The organism is Dactylosporangium vinaceum (genome assembly GCF_019904175.1).
Classification (GTDB): Bacteria; Actinomycetota; Actinomycetes; order Mycobacteriales; family Micromonosporaceae; genus Dactylosporangium; species Dactylosporangium vinaceum.
Genome location: NZ_CP061913.1, coordinates 7,794,564 through 7,814,500 on the forward strand (window position 1 = coordinate 7,794,564; position 19,937 = coordinate 7,814,500).

19 protein-coding genes are annotated in these 19,937 nt (G+C 75.3%); 6 read left to right on the forward strand and 13 right to left on the reverse strand.

Going from position 1 to position 19,937, the window contains the following annotated elements:
• Positions 1 to 45: 45 nt before the first annotated feature.
• Genes Dvina_RS34930 through Dvina_RS34960 form a run of 7 tightly spaced genes read right to left on the reverse strand, consistent with a single transcriptional unit; the run spans position 46 to position 8,912 of the window.
• Entirely contained in the window at positions 46 to 1,983 is a 1,938-nt protein-coding gene (locus tag Dvina_RS34930; RefSeq protein ID WP_223093537.1) for a response regulator, read from the reverse strand.
• Complete coding sequence (gene cheB / locus Dvina_RS34935; RefSeq protein WP_223093538.1) at positions 1,965 to 3,023, reverse strand: chemotaxis-specific protein-glutamate methyltransferase CheB; 1,059 nt, start codon at positions 3,021 to 3,023, stop codon at positions 1,965 to 1,967. Before cheB ends, Dvina_RS34930 begins: the two co-directional genes overlap by 19 nt.
• On the reverse strand, positions 3,020 to 5,122 hold the full coding sequence (locus Dvina_RS34940; protein ID WP_223093539.1) for a hybrid sensor histidine kinase/response regulator: 2,103 nt from the start codon (positions 5,120 to 5,122) through the stop codon (positions 3,020 to 3,022). The genes cheB and Dvina_RS34940 overlap by 4 nt, the downstream gene beginning before the upstream one ends.
• Positions 5,119 to 6,594 (reverse strand): HAMP domain-containing methyl-accepting chemotaxis protein, encoded by a 1,476-nt coding sequence (locus Dvina_RS34945; protein ID WP_223093540.1) that lies wholly within the window; start codon positions 6,592 to 6,594, stop codon positions 5,119 to 5,121. Before Dvina_RS34945 ends, Dvina_RS34940 begins: the two co-directional genes overlap by 4 nt.
• 8 nt (positions 6,595 to 6,602) lie before the next feature.
• Positions 6,603 to 7,172 (reverse strand): chemotaxis protein CheW, encoded by a 570-nt coding sequence (locus tag Dvina_RS34950; protein WP_246655522.1) that lies wholly within the window; start codon positions 7,170 to 7,172, stop codon positions 6,603 to 6,605.
• Entirely contained in the window at positions 7,169 to 8,527 is a 1,359-nt protein-coding gene (locus tag Dvina_RS34955; RefSeq protein ID WP_246655523.1) for a CheR family methyltransferase, read from the reverse strand. The genes Dvina_RS34950 and Dvina_RS34955 overlap by 4 nt, the downstream gene beginning before the upstream one ends.
• Entirely contained in the window at positions 8,514 to 8,912 is a 399-nt protein-coding gene (locus Dvina_RS34960; RefSeq protein WP_223093541.1) for a chemotaxis protein CheW, read from the reverse strand. The genes Dvina_RS34955 and Dvina_RS34960 overlap by 14 nt, the downstream gene beginning before the upstream one ends.
• Before the next feature lie 104 nt (positions 8,913 to 9,016).
• Between Dvina_RS34960 and Dvina_RS34965 the strand changes: the two genes are divergently transcribed.
• On the forward strand, positions 9,017 to 9,517 hold the full coding sequence (locus Dvina_RS34965; RefSeq protein WP_246655524.1) for an NUDIX domain-containing protein: 501 nt from the start codon (positions 9,017 to 9,019) through the stop codon (positions 9,515 to 9,517).
• Here Dvina_RS34965 and Dvina_RS34970 read toward each other — a convergent pair.
• Complete coding sequence (locus tag Dvina_RS34970) at positions 9,501 to 10,037, reverse strand: helix-turn-helix domain-containing protein (RefSeq protein WP_223093542.1); 537 nt, start codon at positions 10,035 to 10,037, stop codon at positions 9,501 to 9,503. The two genes, Dvina_RS34965 and Dvina_RS34970, sit on opposite strands and share 17 nt — an antisense overlap.
• A 54-nt stretch (positions 10,038 to 10,091) precedes the next feature.
• Between Dvina_RS34970 and Dvina_RS34975 the strand changes: the two genes are divergently transcribed.
• Entirely contained in the window at positions 10,092 to 11,354 is a 1,263-nt protein-coding gene (locus Dvina_RS34975; RefSeq protein WP_223093543.1) for a benzoate/H(+) symporter BenE family transporter, read from the forward strand.
• Between the two features lie 59 nt (positions 11,355 to 11,413).
• Here the strand turns inward: Dvina_RS34975 and Dvina_RS34980 are convergent, their stop codons facing one another.
• Both Dvina_RS34980 and Dvina_RS34985 read right to left on the reverse strand, forming a co-directional pair.
• Positions 11,414 to 11,908, reverse strand: a complete 495-nt coding sequence (locus Dvina_RS34980; RefSeq protein WP_223093544.1) for a DinB family protein — start codon at positions 11,906 to 11,908, stop codon at positions 11,414 to 11,416.
• A gap of 5 nt (positions 11,909 to 11,913) precedes the next feature.
• The gene (locus tag Dvina_RS34985; RefSeq protein ID WP_246655525.1) at positions 11,914 to 12,405 is read right to left on the reverse strand and encodes a MarR family transcriptional regulator; all 492 of its coding nucleotides are present in this window, start codon (positions 12,403 to 12,405) and stop codon (positions 11,914 to 11,916) included.
• 199 nt (positions 12,406 to 12,604) lie between these two features.
• On the opposite strand from Dvina_RS34985, the gene Dvina_RS34990 reads away from it, so the two are divergent.
• Positions 12,605 to 13,033: a response regulator gene (locus Dvina_RS34990; RefSeq protein WP_223093546.1), complete on the forward strand. Its 429-nt coding sequence runs from the start codon at positions 12,605 to 12,607 to the stop codon at positions 13,031 to 13,033.
• Here Dvina_RS34990 and Dvina_RS34995 read toward each other — a convergent pair.
• Genes Dvina_RS34995 through Dvina_RS35005 form a run of 3 tightly spaced genes read right to left on the reverse strand, consistent with a single transcriptional unit; the run spans position 13,020 to position 15,606 of the window.
• Complete coding sequence (locus tag Dvina_RS34995) at positions 13,020 to 13,550, reverse strand: GerMN domain-containing protein (RefSeq protein WP_223093547.1); 531 nt, start codon at positions 13,548 to 13,550, stop codon at positions 13,020 to 13,022. The two genes, Dvina_RS34990 and Dvina_RS34995, sit on opposite strands and share 14 nt — an antisense overlap.
• Positions 13,551 to 13,570: 20 nt before the next feature.
• Positions 13,571 to 14,938 (reverse strand): HAMP domain-containing sensor histidine kinase, encoded by a 1,368-nt coding sequence (locus Dvina_RS35000; protein ID WP_223093548.1) that lies wholly within the window; start codon positions 14,936 to 14,938, stop codon positions 13,571 to 13,573.
• The gene (locus tag Dvina_RS35005) at positions 14,935 to 15,606 is read right to left on the reverse strand and encodes a response regulator transcription factor (RefSeq protein ID WP_223093549.1); all 672 of its coding nucleotides are present in this window, start codon (positions 15,604 to 15,606) and stop codon (positions 14,935 to 14,937) included. The genes Dvina_RS35000 and Dvina_RS35005 overlap by 4 nt, the downstream gene beginning before the upstream one ends.
• A 155-nt stretch (positions 15,607 to 15,761) precedes the next feature.
• Here Dvina_RS35005 and Dvina_RS35010 point away from each other — a divergent pair, with 155 nt between their 5' ends.
• From Dvina_RS35010 to Dvina_RS35020, 3 genes are all read left to right on the forward strand, one after another.
• The gene (locus Dvina_RS35010; protein ID WP_223093550.1) at positions 15,762 to 16,067 is read left to right on the forward strand and encodes an STAS domain-containing protein; all 306 of its coding nucleotides are present in this window, start codon (positions 15,762 to 15,764) and stop codon (positions 16,065 to 16,067) included.
• A gap of 81 nt (positions 16,068 to 16,148) precedes the next feature.
• Entirely contained in the window at positions 16,149 to 19,154 is a 3,006-nt protein-coding gene (locus Dvina_RS35015; protein ID WP_223093551.1) for a helix-turn-helix transcriptional regulator, read from the forward strand.
• Between the two features lie 88 nt (positions 19,155 to 19,242).
• On the forward strand, positions 19,243 to 19,911 hold the full coding sequence (locus tag Dvina_RS35020; protein WP_223093552.1) for an esterase/lipase family protein: 669 nt from the start codon (positions 19,243 to 19,245) through the stop codon (positions 19,909 to 19,911).
• Positions 19,912 to 19,937 lie beyond the last annotated feature (26 nt).

Below are 19,937 nucleotides of genomic sequence, written 5' to 3' on the forward strand. Positions count from 1 at the left end.
ACCGGCTGCCGTGCAGGCTGCCGCTTCCCCAGTATAGCCTATTGATCAGCGGCGGTCCTCGGCCGTCAGGGTGAAGGAGAACGTCGCACCGCGGCCGGGCTCGCTCGTGGCCCACACCCGGCCGCCGTGCCGGTCGATGATGCGCTGCACGGTGGTCAGGCCGATGCCCGTGCCCGGGAACTCGGCGGCGTCGTGCAGGCGGCCGAACGGCCGGAACAGCTCCTCGGCCCGGTCGGCCGGGAAGCCGGCGCCGTTGTCGCGCACGAAGTACGCACCGCCGTCGAAGCCGATGTCGATCGCCGGGTCCGAGGCGCGGGCGGTGAACTTCCAGGCGTTGCCGACCAGGTTCGTGTAGACGGCCCGGACCAGCTCGCCGTCGCATGCGGCGGTCATCGCGGGCGCGATCGTGACCTGCACCGTGCGCTGCGGGTCGCGCTGACGCAGCTCCTCGACGACGTCCTCGGCCAGGGCCGACAGGTCCACGGGACGCCTGGAGATCTGGCCGCGGTTGGCCTGGGCCAGCTGGAGCAGCGACCCGATGAGCGCGTTCATCCGCACGGCGGCGCCGTGGATGCGCCTGAGGTGCCCGGCCGCCTCCTCCGTCGCGTCCTCGGCCAGCAGCTCGCTGTAGGACAGGATCGTCTGCAGCGGTGAGCGCAGGTCGTGCGAGACCGAGCCGCTGAACGCCTCCAGCTCGCGGTTGCGCCACTCCAGCTCCTCGACCAGCTGGGCTCGGGTCTCGGCGAAGCGGCGGGCGGCCCGCTCCTCGGCCGCCTCCAGCTCCCGGCGGACCAGCTCGTCGCGGATGCGGCGGTTCTGCTCGTGCAGGTGCTGGCGGCGCAGGTGGGCCCGGATGTGGGCGCGCAGCCCGCCCGTGCCGTCGCCGCGGCGCACGTAGTCGTCGGCCCCCGCGGCCAGGCACTCCAGGAGCACGTCGTCGTGGCCGACGATGATGACCGGCATGTCGGCCAGGCCGGGGACGGCCCGGATCCGGTCACACAGTGCGAGCCCGTCGATCTCCGGCAGGTGCAGGTCGATCACCGTGCAGTCGGCGGGCTGCACGGCCAGCATCGCCAGGGCGTCGTCGGCGCAGCCGGCCAGCACGGCCTCGTAGCCGTCCTCGTGCATCAGGCCTGTCATCGACTCCAGGTAGCGGCTGTCGGAGTCGACGAGCAGGACCCGGGCCGGGCGGGTGCTGCCGGCGTCGGGAGGCGGCAGGGGCAGCGCGCCCGCGCTCTTGCGCAGGATCGCGGCCAGCTTGGCCAGCACGACGGCCAGGTCGTCCTGTTTGCGCACGAATGCGTCGGCCCCGGCCTCCAGGATCTGCAGCTCGGTCAGGTAGTCGTCGGAGGCGGTCAGCAGCAGGCTGGGGACGTTGCGCAGCGTCGCGTCCAGGCGCAGCCGGCGGATGACGGTGGCGCCGTCGATGCCGGGCAGGACGCCGTCGACGATGATGGCGTCCGGCGGGCGTACCCCGGCCACCCGCAGCCCCTCCTCGCCGCTGCCCGCGGTCGCCACCTCGTAGCCCGCCTCGGCCAGGCGCTGGCGGAGGATCTCCCGGAACGTGCGGCTGTCGTCGATGACGAGCACCAGGCGCCGGCTCTGCGCCGCCGGGGTGTGGCGCAGCAGGTCGCGGGCGCGGGCGACGACCACCGGGGCGTCGTAGGGCTTGCCGACGTAGTCGTCGGCGCCGGTGCGCAGGCCGCGCAGCCGCTCGTGGACCTCGGCCTCGGTGGACAGCAGCAGCACGACCGCGTCGGCGTGGCGGGGGTGGGCGCGCAGCCGGCGCAGCAGGTCGACGCCGTCACCGTCGGGGAGGCGCACGTCGAGCACGGCCACGTCGAACTGCTCGGCCTCGACCGCTTCGAGGGCCTCGCCGACGCCCGCGCACAGGACCGTGCGGAAGCCGTCGTCCTCGAACGCCTCGTGCAGGTCCATCCGGACGGTGAGGCTGTCGTCGACGATCAGGACGGTGTTCGCCACGCCATCCTCCCTTCCCCGGCCAATGCCCCCAGCCGGGCGCCGATCTGCTCCGGCGGCAGGGTCTCCGCCGCGGCCCCGAGCGCGGCGGCCTCCTTCGGCATCCCGTACACCACGCAGCTGCCCGCATCCTGCGCGAACGTCGGCGCCCCGGCCCGGCGCAGCGCCAGCAGGCCGCCGGCGCCGTCACGGCCCATCCCGGTGAGCAGGCACCCGGCCGCGGCCCGGCCGAGGTCCGCGGCGGCGGACTCGAAGAGCATGTCCACCGATGGGCGGCACGAGTGGCGGGGCGGGGCCGCGCTGAGGTGCAGATGGCCGTCGCGCACGAGCAGGTGCAGGTTCGGCGGGGCCATCGTGACCCGCCCGGCGAGGGCGCTTATCGCCTCGCCGCCGCGCGCGTAGGCGACGACGAGGCCGACCTGCTGGGCCAGCCAGTCGGTGAACGCCTGCGCGAACGACTCGTTGGCCGAGAGGTGCTGGACATACAGCACGGGCAGCGCGAACCCGGCCGGCAGCGCCCGCAGCAGCCGCACGATGGCGCCGGGTCCGCCGGTCGAGGCGCCGATGAGCACCGCGCGCGGCGCCGCGGCGGCGGGCGGCGCCACGGTGGCCGGAAGGGCGGCGGGCGGGCCGGCCAGGCGCTTGGTGACGACCCGGATGCGCGAGACGACCCGGACCGCGGTGCGCAGCCGCTGACCCCAGGTGTCGTCGCCGGCGTCGCCGCGCGGCTTCTCGAGCACGTCCACGGCGCCCGCGGCGAGCGCGTCGTAGGTGGTGAACATCTCACGCCGGTCGGCCGAGCAGACCACGAGGATGGGCGTGGGGGCGATCGCCATGATCTGCTCGGTGGCGGCGAGGCCGGTCATGACCGGCAGCATCACGTCCATGGTGATGACGTCCGGCCGCAGCCGCCGGCACAGCTCGACGGCCTGGGCGCCGTCGGTCGCCTCGCCCACGACCTCGAAGCCGTCGCACTGTCGCAGGGCGTCGCGCAGACACTGCCGTACCGTCGCCGAATCCTCCACGATGAGCACTCTGATCATGCCGGCGCTCCCACAAGCGCGCGGATGTGCCCGAGGAGCTCCTCCTGGTCGAACTCGCTCTTGACCATGTACGCCGCGGCGCCGGCGGCGAGCCCGCGCCGCCTGTCCTCGGCCGAGGCCCGGGAGCTGACCAGGATGGCCGGGACGTCGCGCTGGCCGGGGTCGGCCCGGGTCAGCTCGACGAAGGTGAAGCCGTCGAGGCCGGGCATGTCGATGTCGACCAGGAACAGCGCGTAGCGGCGCCGGGCGGCCCGCTCCAGGGCCTCCTCCGCGGACGCGGCGAGCTCGACGCGGTAGCCGGCCGACTCCAGGATGCTGCGCTCCAGCATGCGCGTGGTGAGCGAGTCGTCGACGACCAGGATCGGGGCCGGCCCGGCCGCCGTGTCCCGGCCGCCACCATCCTGGCCGCCACCATCCGGTCGGCCACCGTCCGGTCGATCACCGTCCGGGGACCGGCGTGGCGGCGCGACGCTGCCCGCGGCTCCGGCCGACGCGGCGAGGCCGGCCGGGTCGAGCACGATTCGCGGGTTGCCCTCGGCGTCGATGGACACGCCGCCGATCACGGGTGCGGCCGGGGCCAGCTCCGGCAGTGGCCGCACGACGAGTGTCGAGGTGCCCAGCAGCCGGTCGGCGCCGACGGCGAACACGTCGTCGCCGGCCGCGAGCACGATCGCGACCGCGCGCCCGTCGCCCGGCCCGGCCTCGGGCGCCAGGACCCGGGCGAGGGACAGGAACGGCAGCACCCGGCCGTCGTGGGCCAGTGCCCCGGCGGCGGACGCGGCGGACGACTCGACCGCGGGCAGCAGCACGCACGTGCGCACGGCGTCGAGGGGCAGCGCGGCGAGCACCCCGCCGGCCAGCACGACAAGCCCGGACAGCGACACCAGCGCCAGCGGGACGACGAGCTCGACGGTGGTGCCGCGGCCCGGCTCGGTGCTCACCGACACGTCCCCGCCGAGCCGCTCGGCGACGTCGCGCACGGCGTCCAGGCCGATGCCCCGGCCCGACACCCCGGTGACCCGCTCGGACGTGGAGATCCCGCCCTGCATGAGCAGCCGCATCAGCTCGCGGACGTCGGCCTCGGCCCCGGGCGCCACCAGGCCCCGCCGCTCGGCCTGCCGGCGCACCGCGTCGAGGTCGAAGCCGCGGCCGTCGTCGCGGCAGCGGAACGCCGCGAACCGGCCCCGGCGCCGCACGTCGACGCTGACCCGGGCCAGCGGCGGCTTGCCGGCCGCGATCCGCTCGTCCTGCGGCTCCACGCCGTGGCTTACCGCGTTGCGGACCACGTGCAGCAGCGCGTTGCCGGCCTGGGCGAGCACGTGCGGGTCGAGGCGCAGGTCGCCGCCGGCGCTGTCGAACCGCACGGCCTTGCCCTCGGTGCCGGCCGCGTCGTACACGGCCCGGTGCAGCGTGCTCAGCACGGTCGCCGCCGGGACCAGCCGCAGCCGCTCGGCCCGGCCGCGGATGTCGTCGAGCTCGCGGGCGACCTGCTCGACGGTCTCGGTGAGGCGGCGCCCGAGGGTCGTCAGCTCGGCCACGAGCGCACCGGCCCGGACCGCGGCCTTGTCGTCGCGCAGCTGCTCGGCCAGGGCCTCGGCGGCCCGCCGGGCCCGCTCCAGCCCGGCGGTGTGGTTGCGCAGCGGCGCGAACCGGGCGTGCGCCTCGTCGACCGCTTCGAGCAGCTCGTCGACGTCAGCGGTGGCCTCGCGCTCCGGCTCCGGCCGCTGCGGCACCTCCGCGGTTTCGGATGCCGCGGCGACGTCGGCCGGGGCCGGTTGGACCGCTTGGACCGGGTGCTCGATCGCCGCGACGAGGCTCGACATCTCGTCGGTCAGCCGTAGCAGGTCGCCGACGACCGGCGCGGCCGGGCCGCCGTCCCGGTACGGCACCAGCAGCTCCTCCAGCGCGTGGGCCAGGTCGGCCAGGGCCGTCTGGCGCACCACCCGCGCCGCGCCCTTGAGCGTGTGCGCGTGGCGCAGCAGCGCCGCGACGGAGCCGGGGTCGTCGTCCTGCAGGGACAGCACGCCCTGGGCGAGCTGGTCGACCAGCTCGCGGGCCTCGATGCGGAAGTACCGCAGGGGATCCCGGTCGGTGATCATGTCCCGCTGTCCGCCGAGACGAGGCGCAGCAACGTGGTGGACAGGCCGGTCAGGTGCTCGGCGGTCTGGCGGGTCTGGGTCGCGGTGGACTCGGTCTCCCGGGTCACCCGGGCGGTGTCGGAGACGGCCACGTTCACCTGCTCGACCGCTGTCGTCTGCTGCTTCGTCGACAGCTCGATCTCGCGGGCCGACTCGGTGGTCATCGCGACCAGGTCGGCGATCTGCTGGAACGACGTGGTGACGGCGTTGAACTGCCGGGTGCCGGCGTCGACCGCCTTGGCCCCGGTCTCGGTGGCCATGACCGTGGTGTTGACCGCACCCCGCACGTCGTCGATGAGCGCGCGGATCTCCTTCGCGCTGCCCGCGGTACGGTCGGCCAGTTTGCGGATCTCGTCGGCCACGACGGCGAAGCGCCGGCCCCACTCCCCGGCCCCGGACGCCTCGATCGTCGCGTTGATGGCCAGGATGTTCGTCTGCTCGGCCAGCTCCGAGACCAGGTCAACGACCCCGCCGATCTGCTGCGAGCGCTGCCCGAGCTCCAGCATGTGCTGCACGATCAGGTCGACCTGCCGGCGGATCGCGGCGATCGACGCGCGGGCCTCCTCGATCGTGGAGTCGCCGGAGCCGGCCGCCGTCGCGGTCTCGTCGGCGATCTTCGCGACCCGCTGGGCGCCGTCGGCGATCTGCCGGGAGGTGATGAGCAGCTCCTCGATCGTCGTGGTGATCTCGCTCATCGCGGTCGCCTGCTCGCGGGCGCCGGTGGCCTGTTGGGCGGCCGCCGCCTCCAGCTGCGAGGAGGAGCTGCGGATGTGCCCGGCGGTCCCGGCCACCTGCCGCCGCAGCGCACGGGCCAGCAGCAGCCCGCTGACGACGCCGAGGCCGACGGACAGCGCGGCCAGGGCGATCACGACGCCGATGGAGACCGAGGCCCGGGCCGACGCGGCGTCCCGGCTGGCGCGCAGATCCTGGTCGAGCAGGGTCAGCAGGGCGGTGATCTCCCGGTCGACGGCGTCGCGCTGCGGCACCACGTTCGTCTCGAACGCCGCACTGATTTCGTCGAGCTTCGAGCCCGGCTGGTCACGGCGGACCATGACGTTCTGCAGCACGTCCTGGTGGCGCTGCTCACCGGCGACGGACTGGTCGAGCAGGTCGCGCTCCTCGGGCGTGGTCAGCACGTCGCGGACCCGCGTGGCGGCCGCGGCGAACTGCGCGCGGGCGGCGGTGATCTGCTGGCTGTAGCGCTGGTCGCCGGTCAGCAGGTACGCCCGCCCGGCGCTGCTCTTGGCCTCGACCGCGGTGCGCAGCTCCTGGGCCGCGGCCAAGCCCTTCACGCCGACTTCGATGACCTTGTCCTTGCCGGCGACGACCGTGGTCAGCGCCCAGATCGTCACCACCCCGGTCGCCAGGGTGAGGATCGCGGTCACCGCGAAGCCCAGGCCGAGCCGCTGTCCGAACGTCCACTGTCGCGCCATGCCGCTGCCTATCGATCCTCGCCGAACCGGGTCACTGACTCGACCGACGCCCGCACGGCCGCCCGCACGGCCGGGACGTCGACGATGGGCCGCGCGCCGCCGGGCAGCGGCACGATCCCGCGCAGGCAGCCGTGCGGCCCGTGCCCGGCGACCTCCTCGATCAGCCCGTCGCTGGGAATGCGCAGGTGGCCGTCGAGCTCGGCGAAGGCCAGCGCGACGGGCGGGGCGCCGGCGGCCAGGACGAGCCAGCGCGGCTCGCGGTCCACGGGTGGGCCGCCCGGGCCGAGCACGGCCGCGAGGTCGTAGACGGGCACGATCGCGCCGCGGAAACCGGCCACGCCCAGCAGCGCGCTCAGCGGCCCGGGCAGCCGGGTCACGGGCCGGTCCGGGAAGAGCCCGGCGGCCTGGGTGAGCCGCAGCGCGTACCGCACCCCACCGGCCCGGATCGCGAGGAGATCGTCGTGCCCGGCGACCGCGCTGCGGGGCGGGTCGGCGAACGACCTGTCGAACTCGTCGCGCAGCTCGGCCAGCCGCCGCTCCAGCCCGGCCGGCTCCTGCACCGGCGCCGCGACGGTCACGACACGGCCGCCAGCTCGGCCCGGCACAGCGCGATCAGGGCACTGCGCCCGAACCCGCCGCCGAAGAGCGCGATGCGCTCGTCGGTCTCCGCGCGCAGCAGGTGCACCGCACTGTCGAGCTCCCGCTCCGCCTCCTTGCGATCGCCCGTGCGCCGGGCGAGCAGCCCGAGGCGCAGCCGCGGCATCGCGAAGCCGGGGTCGAGCTGGGCGGCGACGCGATGGTGGCGCTGGGCGGCGTCGGGCCGCTCGTCGCCCTCGTGGCAGTCGGCCAGGAGCTGGTGGGCGTCGGCGTAGAGCGCGTCGCGCTCCAGCAGCCGCCGGCACAGCTCCGCGGCCCGCCCGGTGTCACCGAGCCCGGCGAGCAGGCAGCCGCGCACGAGCCACGTCTCGGGCCGATCGGCCTCGGCGCCGGTGATGGCGTCGAGCACCCGCAGCCCCTCGCCGAAGCGCTCCTGCTGCAGCAGGGTCAGGGCCAGGGCCCGCTCCCGGGGCTGCGGGCGCACGGCCGGAGCCGGGTCCGCGGGGCGCTGCGGCTGCGCCACCCGCTCGTAGTAGAAGGTGCCGTGGGAGTGCTGCACGGCCAGGCCCGGCGGCCGGGCGCCGAGCGTGTCGGTGTGCCCGAGGAACAGGTACCCGCCGGGCGCCAGGCTCCGGGTGATGCGCTCGACGACCGTGCGGGCCGTGTCGGGCGTGAGGTACATGAGCAGGTTGCGGCAGAACACGACGTCGTAGAGGCCGGGCGCGAACAGGACCGGGTCGTCGCGGGCCACGTTGTGCTCGACGAACCGCACGCGCTTGCGCAGGCGGTCGTCGATCTCCACGCCGTCGCCGGCCGGGCGGAACCACTTGTGCCGGGCGGGCTGCGGCGTCTCCCGCAGGGACCACTCGGAGTATCGGCCGGCCATCGCCTTGCGCAGTGCGCCCCGATCGACGTCGAGGCCGACGATCGACGCCTCCCAGGACTCGGGGACGCGGCCGGCGACGACCATCGCGAGACTGTACGCCTCCTCACCCGTCGAGCACCCGACGGAGAGCAGGTCGAGCCGGCGCCGGTCGGCGCCCGCCCGCATCCGCGCGGGCAGGACGACCTCGGCCAGGGCCCGGAACTGCTCGACGTTGCGGAAGAAGTACGTCTCGTTGACCGTCAGCGCCTCGGCCAGCGCGGCCAGCTCGGCGCTCCACGCGGTGGTGAGCCGGTCCAGGTAGCCGCGCTCGGTCAGCCCGTGCTGCGTCGCCCGCTGCTGGAGGATCTCGCCGAGCAGCGCGTCCTTCTTGTCGTCGAACGCCATCCCGAGCCGCTCGCCGAGCAGCGTGCGCAGCCGCTCGACCGGCCGGTCGCCGTCACGCCGCGGCACGGTGCCCACCCGCGGCCGGGTTGAGGAACAGCAGCGGGCGCCCGTCCAGGACCCCGACCGCGTCGACGAGCGCCGAGCCGTCCGGCGGGGCCTGGGCCGTGGAGCGCGCCACCGTGCGCACACCGAGCACCGGCCCGGTGGCGAAGGCGACGGTGCCACCGGGGGCCTCGACCGTCACGAACCGGCTGGGAACGGTCCCGGGATCGCCGAGCAGCCCGGCCGTGTCGACGACCGGCACGGCCTCCCCGCGGATCACGGCGACGCCGAGCAGCCCGCCGCCGTCCGCGAACGGCTGCACGGGAAGCGGGCGCACGGTCTCGACGACGTCGGCAAGTGGCAGCGCACACAGCAGCCGCCCCACCCCGAAGATGAGCTGGTCCTGCATCGCCGTCACCGCCCTTGATCACCCGCGCTGGGCACAGAATATGCTGGCAAACACGACAAATGCTCGTTTTGCGGTAATCGCTGCGCCGGATAGGCTCACGCTTCGTGACCGCAGAAGACCAGCCCACGCACCGCCCCGCCGCGCGCATCGTGTGCCTGGATGCCGCCGAGCGGGTACTGCTGCTGCACTGGAAGGACCCGGGCGACGACTCGTGGCTGTGGGAGCCGCCCGGCGGTGGGATCGACCCCGGCGAGACCCCGTTCGACACGGCCCGCCGCGAGCTGGCCGAGGAGACCGGCCTGGACCCGGCGGCCGTGCTCGACCGCCACGTCGACGTGGAACGGGACATGTACTGGGAGAACCGGCACAAGGTCGGCCCGGAGCAGTTCTTCCTGGCCCGCTTCGCCGCCGACCGGCCGCCGCTGGGTCAGACCGCGCTGCTGCCCGATGAGGTGGACAATCTGCACGGCCACGCGTGGGTGGACGCCGCCGGCCTCGACGCCCTCGAGGGCCGCCTGGAGCCGCCGCAGCTGCGGGCCGTGATCGCGGCGCTGACCGCGCCGGACGGCCCGGGTCCGTGGTCGCGGTTCAGCGCGGAGATCTGATCAGCAGGTTGGCGACGACCTCCTCCGGTCCGGCGGCCGCATAGATGTGCGGCTCGTCGGCCCGGAACGACACGTGCTCCCCCGGGGCCGCCTCGATGGGAGCGTGCACGGGCCCCGTGCGCAGCACACCGCTGTACACGGTGATGTGCTCGGTCACCCCGGCCGCGTGCGCGGGCGAGTGCTGGGCGACCCCGGGCCGGACGCGCATCCAGAACAGCTCGAACGTCAGGCCCGCCTCGTCGAAGACCTCGAGCAGCGTGGCGGTCACGGCGGCCCCGCGGACGTCCACCGCGGCGGCGGGCGGATCCCCGGGCTTCAGTACGAGAGCCGTCAGGGGTACCCCCAGCGCCCCGGCGACCGCGTAGAGCGTCTCCAGGGTCGGGTTGCGCGTCCCGCGCTCCAGCCCCGACAGGGTCGCCTTGCCGATGCCGGCCGACCGGGCGAGCGCGGACAGCGAGAGCCCTCGCGCCTCGCGCATCCGCCGCAGCCGCTCCCCCACGCTTGTCCCGCCCGGCTCCATGTGGTTATTGTGGCGTTCCGTTTACGGAACGGTCGACCGAGAGGCTCCGGAACCATGCGCCGCGATCTCCTCCCGACAGCGCTCGCGGGCCTGGTGAGCGCGCTGGTGGGCTATGCGAGCTCGTTCACGGTCGTCCTTGCCGGCCTGCGGGCCGTCGGCGCCACCCCGGCCCAGGCCGCCTCGGGTCTGCTGGCGGTGTGCCTGGCGATCGGCGCGACGGCCGTGTGGCTGAGCGTGCGGTACCGCATGCCGATCGCCATCGCCTGGTCCACGCCGGGCGCGGCCCTGCTCGTGGCGACCGGCCCGGTCCCGGGCGGCTTCCCGGCCGCCGTGGGCGCCTTCCTGGTCAGCGCCGCCCTCATGGTGCTGGCCGGCCTCCTGCCGTGGCTGACCCGGCTGATCGCCGCCATCCCCCGCCCCATCGCCGGCGCCATGCTGGCCGGCGTGATCCTGAGCCTGTGCACTGCCCCGGTGCGCGCAATGGTGGACCTGCCGCTGCTGGCCACCCCGGTCGTCGTGGCGTGGGCCGTGCTGTTCCGCTTCGCCCGGCAGTGGGCGGTGCCGGGTGCCCTGGTGGCCGCGGTGGCCGCCATCGCCGTGCACGGCCCGGGCGGCACGCTGTCCGGCGCCGCACTGCGCCCGTCGCCGGTGCTCATGGCCCCGACCCTCAACCTGTCGGTCGTGGTCAGCCTGGCGATCCCGCTGTTCCTGGTCACGATGGCCGCGCAGAACGTCCCCGGCATGGCCGTCATGGCGACGTACGGGTACACCCCGCCGCTGCGACCCATCCTCATCGCCACCGGCCTGACCTCCGCCGCGGCCGCCCCGTTCGGCGGCCACGCGGTCAACCTGGCCGCCATCACCGCCGCCCTGACCGCGGGCCCCGACACCCACCCCGACCCGCGCCGCCGCTGGGTGGCCACGGTGGCCCTGGGCGCCGGCCAGCTCACCCTGGGCCTTGGCGCCTCCCTGGCGATGGCCCTGGTCCTGCTCTCCCCGCCGATCCTGGTGGTGGCCGTGGCCGGCCTGGCCCTGCTGCCCGCGCTCGGCTCGTCCCTGGCGTCGGCCGTGACCGAGCCGCAGGGCCGCGAGGCCGCCGTCGTCACGTTCGTGGTGACCGCCTCCGGCACGACGATCCTGGGCGTGGGCTCCGCCTTCTGGGGCCTGCTGGCCGGCATCCTGACCGCCCTGCTCCTGCACCGCCGCCCCGGGCCCGGCACCGACCCGGGCTCCGCCCCGGCCGAAGCGCCACCGGCCCTGGCCGAAGCACCGCCGGCCCCGGCCGAGGCCACCGCCGAGGCCCCCGCGCCACGCTGAGCCCACCGTGGCCGGCCCGACCTGACGGCCACCCGAGTGGCCGCCCGCGGTCGTGCGAATCAGCGGCCGGTGGTGCCGTCGATGAGCTCGCGCAGGATGTCGGCGTGCCCGGCGTGGCGGACGGTCTCGCTCGTCATGTGGGCCACCACCCAGCGCAGCGTCGCGGGCTCCCCGCGCACCGGCCGCGCCGTCGACGCGTCCATCCCGCCCGCCGCACGCACGTGCCCGTCGCTCTCGGCGATCGCGGCCCGGTACGCCGCCACGACCGCGCCGGCCTCGAGGTCCGGCGCCACCACCATGTCGAAGGACACGTCCGCCCACCGCTCGTCACCGCCGACGGTGTAGCCGAACCAGAAGCGCTCCGCGTCCGTCAGGTGCTGCACCAGCCCCAGCAGCGTCGTGTCCGACACGACGAGCCGCCGCCGCAGCTGCGCCGCGTCGAGGCCGTCGACCTTCTTCAGCACGCAGCCCCGCGCGAAGGTCAGGAACGCCAGCGCGGTGTCCACCTCGCCGCCGTCGTTGCGCGGCACCGGTTCCCGCTGTGACTCCAGCACGGCGATCAGGCCAGCGCGTTCGCGGCCAGCCGGCCCTCGCGCATCGCCTGGGCGTCGGCCAGCGGGTCGGCCGACCTCGACCAGCGGCGCCACCACTCGTCGTCCGGCAGCTCGCCCGAGGCGTGCACGAACGCCGACAGCAGGGCCAGGTCGCGGGGCGAGGCGGTCAGCCCGGCCGCGCGCACGATGGCGTCCAGCTCCGCACGGCGGGCCCGCATCACGACGCCGACCAGGTCGCGGCCCGGCGGGGTGAGGCCCAGCCAGATCGAGCGGCGGTCGTTGTTGCGGTGGAACCGGTGGATCAGCGACTTGCGGACCAGCCGGTCGCACATGCGGGTCAGCGTCGAGGGGGCCACGCCGAGCTCGCGGGCCAGCACGGCGCTGCGCTGGGGGCCGTGCCCGGCCAGTGCGACGAGCGCCCGGTACTGCGGCAGCGTCACGTCCGCCCCCTGCATCGCCAGGTTGCGGGCGGCGATCGCGACCATGCTGCGGCTCACCGCCAGTAACGTCTCGACTAGCGGATCGGTCGTTGTCACGGGCGCCATCGTTGCACGGGCCGCCCCGGCGTGCGGGCCCTTGGGTCGGACGCGCCGGTGAAACCCGGACATATCGGCGATGTGAGGGAAGACAAACGGGCGACCCGCGTCGTAAAGTGTGGCGGGCTTTCTTGCACCGGTGCAACCAAGAGGGGCGGCAGTGGAGCTCGCGCGCATTCTGCTCGTCGAGGACGATCCCGGCGACGTGGCGTACACGCTCGACGAGTTCCGCGAGCACCGGCTGCGCAATCCGGTCACGGTGCTTGGCAACGGGCTGCACGCCGTCGACTACCTCGAGCGCCGTGGCCCGCACGCCGACGCGCCGGTGCCCGACATCCTGCTGCTCGACCTCAACCTGCCCGGCGTCGACGGCCGGGTCGTGCTCGACCGGGTGCTCGGCAACCCGCGGCTGGCCGACCTGACAGTCGTCGTGCTCACCGGATCGCCGACCGAGGAGCAGCTGCTGCGCGACTTCGGCGTCCCGGCCGAGTTCTACTTCCGCAAACCTGTCGACTTCGCCCAGCTGGCCGCCCTGATCCGGGGCGTCGACCAGTTCAGCATCGTGGTCGACCGGACTACTGCGCGATGAGGCTCGCGTAGTCCGCCGCGGTGAGCAGCTCGCTGGTGAGCGCCCCGTCCCCGCGTGGCACCTCCATCGTGCGGCCGGCCTGCGCGAACTGCACGCCCACGATGTCGGCCCGGGCGGCCAGCGTGCACACGATCTGCCCGTACGCGAGCGTCTCGTCGTTGCGGATCGGGTTGTCGACGGCGAGCCCGACGATCGCCGTGCCGCTGTGCAGCTGCACGCCGGTGATGTAGGACGTGCCGGCCAGCGCGCTGTCGAGGCCGGACCCGCGCTCCTGGGCGGTCGGCCCGGTGACGAGGTCTTCCAGGACCCGCTGCGCCGACGGTACCGCCGACACCCGCCGATCCACCGCGACGAGCTGGTTGTCGCGGACCATGAACAGGCGCTCCGTGACCGCTCCCGGTGACGCGGGCGCCATCGGCCCCTCGTACGAGCCGATCGTCACGGACGGCTCGATCGGCCGCGGGTCCCGGTCGGTGGGCACCCCGCACCCGTGCAGCGCGAGGACCGCGACCGGCATCAACCACCAAGAACGGGATCTCACAGTACCCCCGGCAGCTCGATCCGGAACCGCGCGCCGCCCCCGGGCCGGTCCAGGACGAGGACCCGGCCACCGTGCGCGGCGACGTGCTGGGCCACGAGCGACAGTCCCAGGCCCGTCCCGGAGTCGTTGCCGCGGGCCCCGGACGAGCGCCCCCGCACGAACCGGTCGAAGATGACCTCCCGGTCGGCCGGGCTGACCCCGGGCCCGTCGTCGTCGACCTCGAGCACACCGACCGGGCCGCCGGCCGTGCGCTCGACCGTGACGTGCACGGCGACCGGGCCGCCGCCGTGCGTCACGGCGTTGTCGAGCAGGTTGACGAGCACCTGCTCGATGCGGCGGCGGTCGACCGTCCACTGCAGCCGGTCGGTGCCCAGCTCGACGATCGCCGGGTCGTGGCGGCGCCGCTGCACGGCCCGCCGGGCCAGCTCGCCGACGTCGACGGGCTCCAGCTGCGCCGGCAGGTCGCCGCGGGCCAGCTCGAGCAGGTCGTCGACGAGCGACTGGAACCGGGCCAGCTCGTCGACGACCAGCCCGGCCGCGACGGCCGTGCGCTCGTCGAGGCGGTCCCGGCGGCGGTCCAGCACGCTCGCCGAGGCGGCCAGGGTCTGCAGCGGCGAGCGCAGCTCGTGGCTGACGTCGGCGGCGAAGCGGCGGTCCTTCTCGATGCGCCGCGAGAGCTGGTCGACCATCTCGTTGAACGAGGTCGACAGGCGGGCCAGGTCGGGGTCGCGGGACTCGTCGAGGCGGGCGCTGAGGTCCCCGGCGGTGATGCCCTGGGCCGCGTCGGCGACCGAGCGCAGCGGGCGCAGGACGTGCCGGGTGGCGTACCGGCCCAGGCCCGCCCCGGCCGCGGCGACGGCCGACGCGACGAGCACGAGGACCCAGCCGACGGTGCGCAGCGTCTGGTCGAGCTCCCGCAGGTAGTCGATCTCGTACAGCGCGGTCGCCGGCGTCAGCAGGATGCCCACGATCACCGCCGGGGACCCGTCCACCCGGAGCCGCTGGATGCCCTGCCCGGTGGACCCGACGAGCCCCTGGAGGCGCTGCGGGATCGCGGACGACGCGCCGGTGTCGGCGTTGCGGCCGTACCACTGACCCAGGTGGAACACGAGCACCCGCCGGTTGCCGCCGGTGTCCAGGCTCCGGATCATGCCCCCGATGTCCGGCCGGTCCGTGTTCAGCCCGGCCGCGATGACCCGCGCGTCGAACGTCGCCGACCGCACGGCCGCCCGCTCCCGCCCGGTGATGAGCTCGCTGCGGGTCAGCTCATAGGACACGAGCGCCATCGACGCGGACAGGGTGAGCGCTCCCGCCGCGAAGCCGGCGATCACCCGCGTGCGCAGCCCGAGCCGCAGCCGCGTCATCGTTGCAGCTTGTACCCCATGCCGCGCACGGTCACCAGGTACCGCGGCTGCTTGGAGTCCTGCTCGATCTTCTGCCGCAGCCGCCCCACGTGCACGTCCACGAGCCGCTCGTCACCGATCTCGTACTCCCACACCCGCTGCAGCAGCTGCTGGCGCGAGAGCACCTGCCCCGGGTGCTCGGCCAGCTCGCACAGCAGCCGGAACTCGGTCCGCGTCACGGCGACCGGCTCCCCGTCGATGCGCACCTCGCCCGCCTCCGGCAGGATCTCCATCCCCCCGAAGACCAGGCTCGACATCGCCTGCACGGTCCGCCCGCGCCGCCGCAGGGCCCGCAGCCGGGCCGAGAGCTCCTTCACCGCCACCGGCTTGACCAGGTAGTCGTCCGCCCCGGCCTCGAGCGCGGCGACGATGTCGTGCGTGTCGTCGCGCGCGCTGATGACCACGATCGGCACGTCGTCCCCGCGCCGCAGCTGCCGGATGCACTCGAAACCGTCGATCCCCGGGAGCATCAGGTCGACGAGCACGGTGTCGGCCGGGTCCTCCCGCTGCGCGACGAGGCCCTCCTCCGCACTGGCCGCGCCGCGCACGACGTACCCCTCGTCTTCCAGCGCGAGCGCCATGGAAAGCCGGATCCGGTCGTCGTCCTCGATCACCAGCACGCCTGCCATAGGGGCATCATGCCGCCCGGAACGGCTCCGGCCCAACCCACCCCGGCCCCGGACGGGCCCGCACCGGGCGAAGTCATACAACCGTCACGGTTCCGGGAACGGTTCGCCACATCGAAACCCAACGCTGGGAACGGTCGGACGACGGGAGAACCACCATGCACAGCGGGACGGCCGAACCGGCCACACCAGCGATCGAGATCGTCATCAGCGAGGAGCTGGACGCCGCCTCGGTGCCGCGGCTGGGCGCCCTCCTCCACGAGGCCGTCGACCTGCGCCCGGACAACCTCGTCATCGACCTGACGGACTGCCCCTTCGTCGACGCCGCCGCGGTCGGCCTGCTCCTGGACGTCCATCGCCGCATGTTCACCCACGGCGGCCGCCTGACCCTGCGCTCCCCGGGCCCCCGGGTCAGCCGCACCTTCCGCCTGGCCCGCGTGGACAACGTCCTGCACGTGCAGTAGAAGCGGCAAACGCCACAGAGCCCGGGACCAATACCGCACAGAGCCTTCCCTAGCGCGTTACCCACGCGTAACAATGCGGCAATGGTTGTTGCATCGACCGTGCAGAAACATCGCCTCCGGGGCCGCGACGACGACCTGGCCGCCGCGACGGCGCTGCTGGACCGGGCCGCCGACGCCGAGGGCGGCGCCCTGATCCTGACCGGCCCGCCGGGCATCGGCCGCACCGCGCTGCTCCGGGCCGTCGCCGCCCACGCCCGGGCGGCCGCCACCACGGTCCTGACGGTAACCGGCTACGAGGCCGAGCTCCCCTTGCCCTTCGCCGCCCTGCACCGCCTCCTGAGCGCGTATCCGGCCTCGGATACCCGGCCCGCCCCCGACCCGCTCACCGCCCACGAGCGCGCGGCCGGCCCAGCGGCCCGCCGCCAACCCATCCGGCACGACCGCCCCATCCGGTACGACCACCGCCTCCGGTCCGACCGCCTGGCCGCGGGCCTGGCCGTCCTCGCCACGCTGCGCGACCTGGCCGCCGCCGGCCCGGTCGCGGTCCTTCTCGACGACGTCCACGCCCTGGACCGCCCCTCGCTCGACGCGCTGGCCGTGGCCGCCCGCCGCGTCGGCGGCGAACGGATCGCGCTGCTCTTCGCCCTGCGCGACACGCCGGCCGGCACCGCCGCCGGGGACACCCTGGCCGGGCTCCCCCACCGCCGCCTGGCGCCCCTCGACCCACGCGAAAGCCGCTACCTCCTGGCCGACGCGGTCCCGGAGCTGGCCGGCGACGTGGCCGGCGTCCTGGCCGCCCGGGCCGGCGGCAACCCGCGCGCGCTGACCGAGCTCGCATCCGCACTGACCGGCGAGCAACGCCGAGGCGAGACGCCCCCGCCGACCACCCCGCTGCGCACCGGCGACCTGAGCCGCGAATACCGGACCGCCCTGCACGCCCTCCCCCCGGCCACCCGCCGGGCCCTGATCCTGGCCGCCACCTCGGCCACGACCACCGCCGCCTTCCCGGCCGCCCCGGGCCCGGCAAGCGCCCCGGCAGCCGACACGCCCGACGGCGGCGGCACCCCGGGCGCCGGCACCGCCGGTGACGCCTGCCCCACCGCCCTCCTCCTGGCCGCCGGAGTCCACCCCGACGACCTGGCCCCGGCCGAGCACGCCGAGCTGATCCACACCGACGACACCCGGGTCCACTTCGTCGCACCCCTGTTCGCAGCGGTCGTCTACGCCGAGGCCACCCTCGCCGAGCGCCACGCCGCCCACCGCCGCCTGGCCACCCTGACGCCGGCCCTTCCCGCCGCCCTGCACCGCGCCGCCGTGGCGGCCGGCCCGGACGACATGCTGGCCGAGGCCCTCGCCGCGGCCGGCGCACCACCAGGCGCAGCCGCGGGCCCGGCCGCCGCACCGGGCCACGCCGCCACCGCACTGCAGCGAGCGGCCCAGCTGACCACCAGCCCGATCCGAGCGGCCGAGTGGACACTGCACGCCGCCCGCCTGGCCTGGCGAGCCGGCGAGCCCCACCGGGCCCGGCTCCTCCTGCGGCCCGTCTTCGCCGCCGCCGTCCCGGCCTCCCTGCACGCCGAACGCGACCTCCTGCTCGGCGAGATCGAGCTGCGCACCGGTGCCCACGCCGACGCCCGCCAGACCCTCCTGACCGCGGCCACCCGCCTCCCGCCGGCGCGGGCCCTGCGCGCCCTCGTCCTGGCCGGCGAGGCCCTCGCCGCCGCCGGCCGCCACCACCAGTACACCGAGATCGCCGACCGGGTCGCCGCCCTCCAGCACCAGCCTCCCGATCAGCCACCCCCACCGAGCCGCCCCGCCCCACCCGAGCCGCCGGCGCCGCACGACCGGCCCGCCACGGGCGCCGGCCGCACGACCGGCCACGGGCCCGTCGAGGCGCTGCTGTTCGAGTACGTCGCCGGTATGGCCGCCGGGTACGCCGGTGAGCCGGGCCGGGCCGGCGCACCCCTCGCCCGGGTCATCGCGCTCGCCGCCGCCTGCGACGAGCCCGCGGCGCTCGTGCGGGCGGCCTGGGCCGGGATCGTCACCGGCCGGGACGAGGACGCCCACCGGCTCGCCGGGCGGGCGGCCCGCCTGGCCCGCGGCGCCGCAGATCGGGCCACCGAGCCCATGGCCGCCGAGGCCGCCGCCACCGCCGCGCTCGCCCTCGGTGACCTCGACCTCGCCGCCACCACGGCGGCCGAGGGCCGGCGCCTGGCCGTGGCGACCGGGCAGGACGCCGTGGCCGACACGTGCTGCGGCCTCCTCGCGGTCATCGCCGGGATGCTCGGCGACGCCGACGGGTGCCGGCGGTGGGTGCGCCGGTGCCGGGCCCGAGCCGGCGCGGACATCGACAGCCAGGCCCGGGCGATGTGCGTCTGGGCGGCCGCGCTCATCGACGTGGCCGAGGGCCGGCACGCCGACGCGGCCGGGCGGCTCTGGGCGGTCATGCGCACGGAGGTCGGGCGCGGCCACCTCGGCGTCCAGGTGCCGGCCATTCCCACGCTCGTCGAGGCGTCGGTGCGCTGCGGCGAGCCCGGCGCGGCCCGCCCCGTGCTCGCCGCGTACGACCTGTGGGCGGCGAGCACGGCCAACCCGACCTGGCTGGCGCTGTCGGCCCGGTGCCACGGCCTCCTGGCCGCGTCCGACGACGAGGCGGACAGCCACTTCCGCGAGGCGCTGCGCCTGCACCTGGCCGGTGACTCGGCGTTCCCGGGCGCGCGCACGGAGCTGCTCTACGGCGAGGAGCTGCGCCGCCACCGCCGGCCCGCCGCCGCCCGCGAGCATCTGCGCAGCGCCCTGGCGACGTTCGAGCAGTACGGCGCCGCGCCGTGGGCCCGCCGGGCCGCCGCCGAGCTGCGCGCCGCCGGCGACCACGTCGACCCGCCCGGGCCCGCCGGCGCCGAACCGGGCCCGGAGCTCACCGCGCAGCAGGCCCGCATCGCCCACCTCGTCGCCGGCGGCGCCACCAACCGCGAGATCGCCGCCGCCCTGTTCGTCAGCCCCCGCACGGTCGAGCACCACCTGCGCAACATCTTCGTCCGCCTGGGCGTGCGCTCCCGCACCGAACTGGCCCGCGTGCTCCCCTGAGCCCGACACCGGCGATTTCACCGATGCGGGGCCGGGCCGGAAATCCGCAAGCTTCGATGCACACACCCCCGAGTCACAGGAGGTTCGCGTGCGTCGAATCCTCGTCCTGCTCCTGGTGTCGGCGGCGGCGCTGTTCGCCGTCCCGGCACCCGGGGCCCACGCTGCCACAGCGCGGCGGCCCGTCGTGTTCGTGCACGGGTACACCGGAAGCGCCTCGAACTGGGTGACCGCCGAGGCACTGTTCCGCGCGGCCGGGTACAGCAGCAGCGAGCTGTTCGCCTACGAGTACAACTCGTACGGCAGCAACGTCACGAACGCCCAGGGCCTGGCCGGCTTCGTCGAGCAGGTCAAGTCCCGCACCGGCTGGTCAAAGGTCGACATCGTGAACCACTCGATGGGCGGCCTGGTCAGCCTCTGGTACCTCAAGCAGCTCGGCGGCGCCGCCAGCGTGGCCCACCTGGCGTCGCTGGCGGGCGCGAACCACGGCACGACGTCCGCGGGTGCGTGCCTGGCCTTCGTGACGTGCCAGCAGATGTACCCGGGCTCGGCGTTCATCCTGACGCTGAGCGCCGGCGACGAGACGCCCGGCAGCACCGTGTACCGCACCTGGTACTCCCCCTGCGACGGCGTCATCATCCCGTACACCAGCACGGCGCTGAGCGGCGCGACGAACACCTACGTGCCGTGCGAGAACCACCTCACGTACCTGACCGACACGGTCGTGCTGTCGCAGGTGCGCGCGTTCGTCTCGAGCTAATCCGCCTCCGGACGCCCCCTCGGGAC

Bases quoted from the DNA above. Each gene is read 5' to 3' on its own strand.
- cheB (WP_223093538.1), bottom strand. From the start codon at position 3,023: ATGATCAGAGTGCTCATCGTGGAGGATTCGGCGACGGTACGGCAGTGT.
- Dvina_RS34940 (WP_223093539.1), bottom strand. From the start codon at position 5,122: ATGATCACCGACCGGGATCCCCTGCGGTACTTCCGCATCGAGGCCCGC.
- Dvina_RS34945 (WP_223093540.1), bottom strand. From the start codon at position 6,594: ATGGCGCGACAGTGGACGTTCGGACAGCGGCTCGGCCTGGGCTTCGCG.
- Dvina_RS34960 (WP_223093541.1), bottom strand. From the start codon at position 8,912: ATGCAGGACCAGCTCATCTTCGGGGTGGGGCGGCTGCTGTGTGCGCTG.
- Dvina_RS34970 (WP_223093542.1), bottom strand. From the start codon at position 10,037: ATGGAGCCGGGCGGGACAAGCGTGGGGGAGCGGCTGCGGCGGATGCGC.
- Dvina_RS34975 (WP_223093543.1), top strand. From the start codon at position 10,092: ATGCGCCGCGATCTCCTCCCGACAGCGCTCGCGGGCCTGGTGAGCGCG.
- Dvina_RS34995 (WP_223093547.1), bottom strand. From the start codon at position 13,550: ATGCCGGTCGCGGTCCTCGCGCTGCACGGGTGCGGGGTGCCCACCGAC.
- Dvina_RS35000 (WP_223093548.1), bottom strand. From the start codon at position 14,938: ATGACGCGGCTGCGGCTCGGGCTGCGCACGCGGGTGATCGCCGGCTTC.
- Dvina_RS35005 (WP_223093549.1), bottom strand. From the start codon at position 15,606: ATGGCAGGCGTGCTGGTGATCGAGGACGACGACCGGATCCGGCTTTCC.
- Dvina_RS35010 (WP_223093550.1), top strand. From the start codon at position 15,762: ATGCACAGCGGGACGGCCGAACCGGCCACACCAGCGATCGAGATCGTC.
- Dvina_RS35015 (WP_223093551.1), top strand. From the start codon at position 16,149: ATGGTTGTTGCATCGACCGTGCAGAAACATCGCCTCCGGGGCCGCGAC.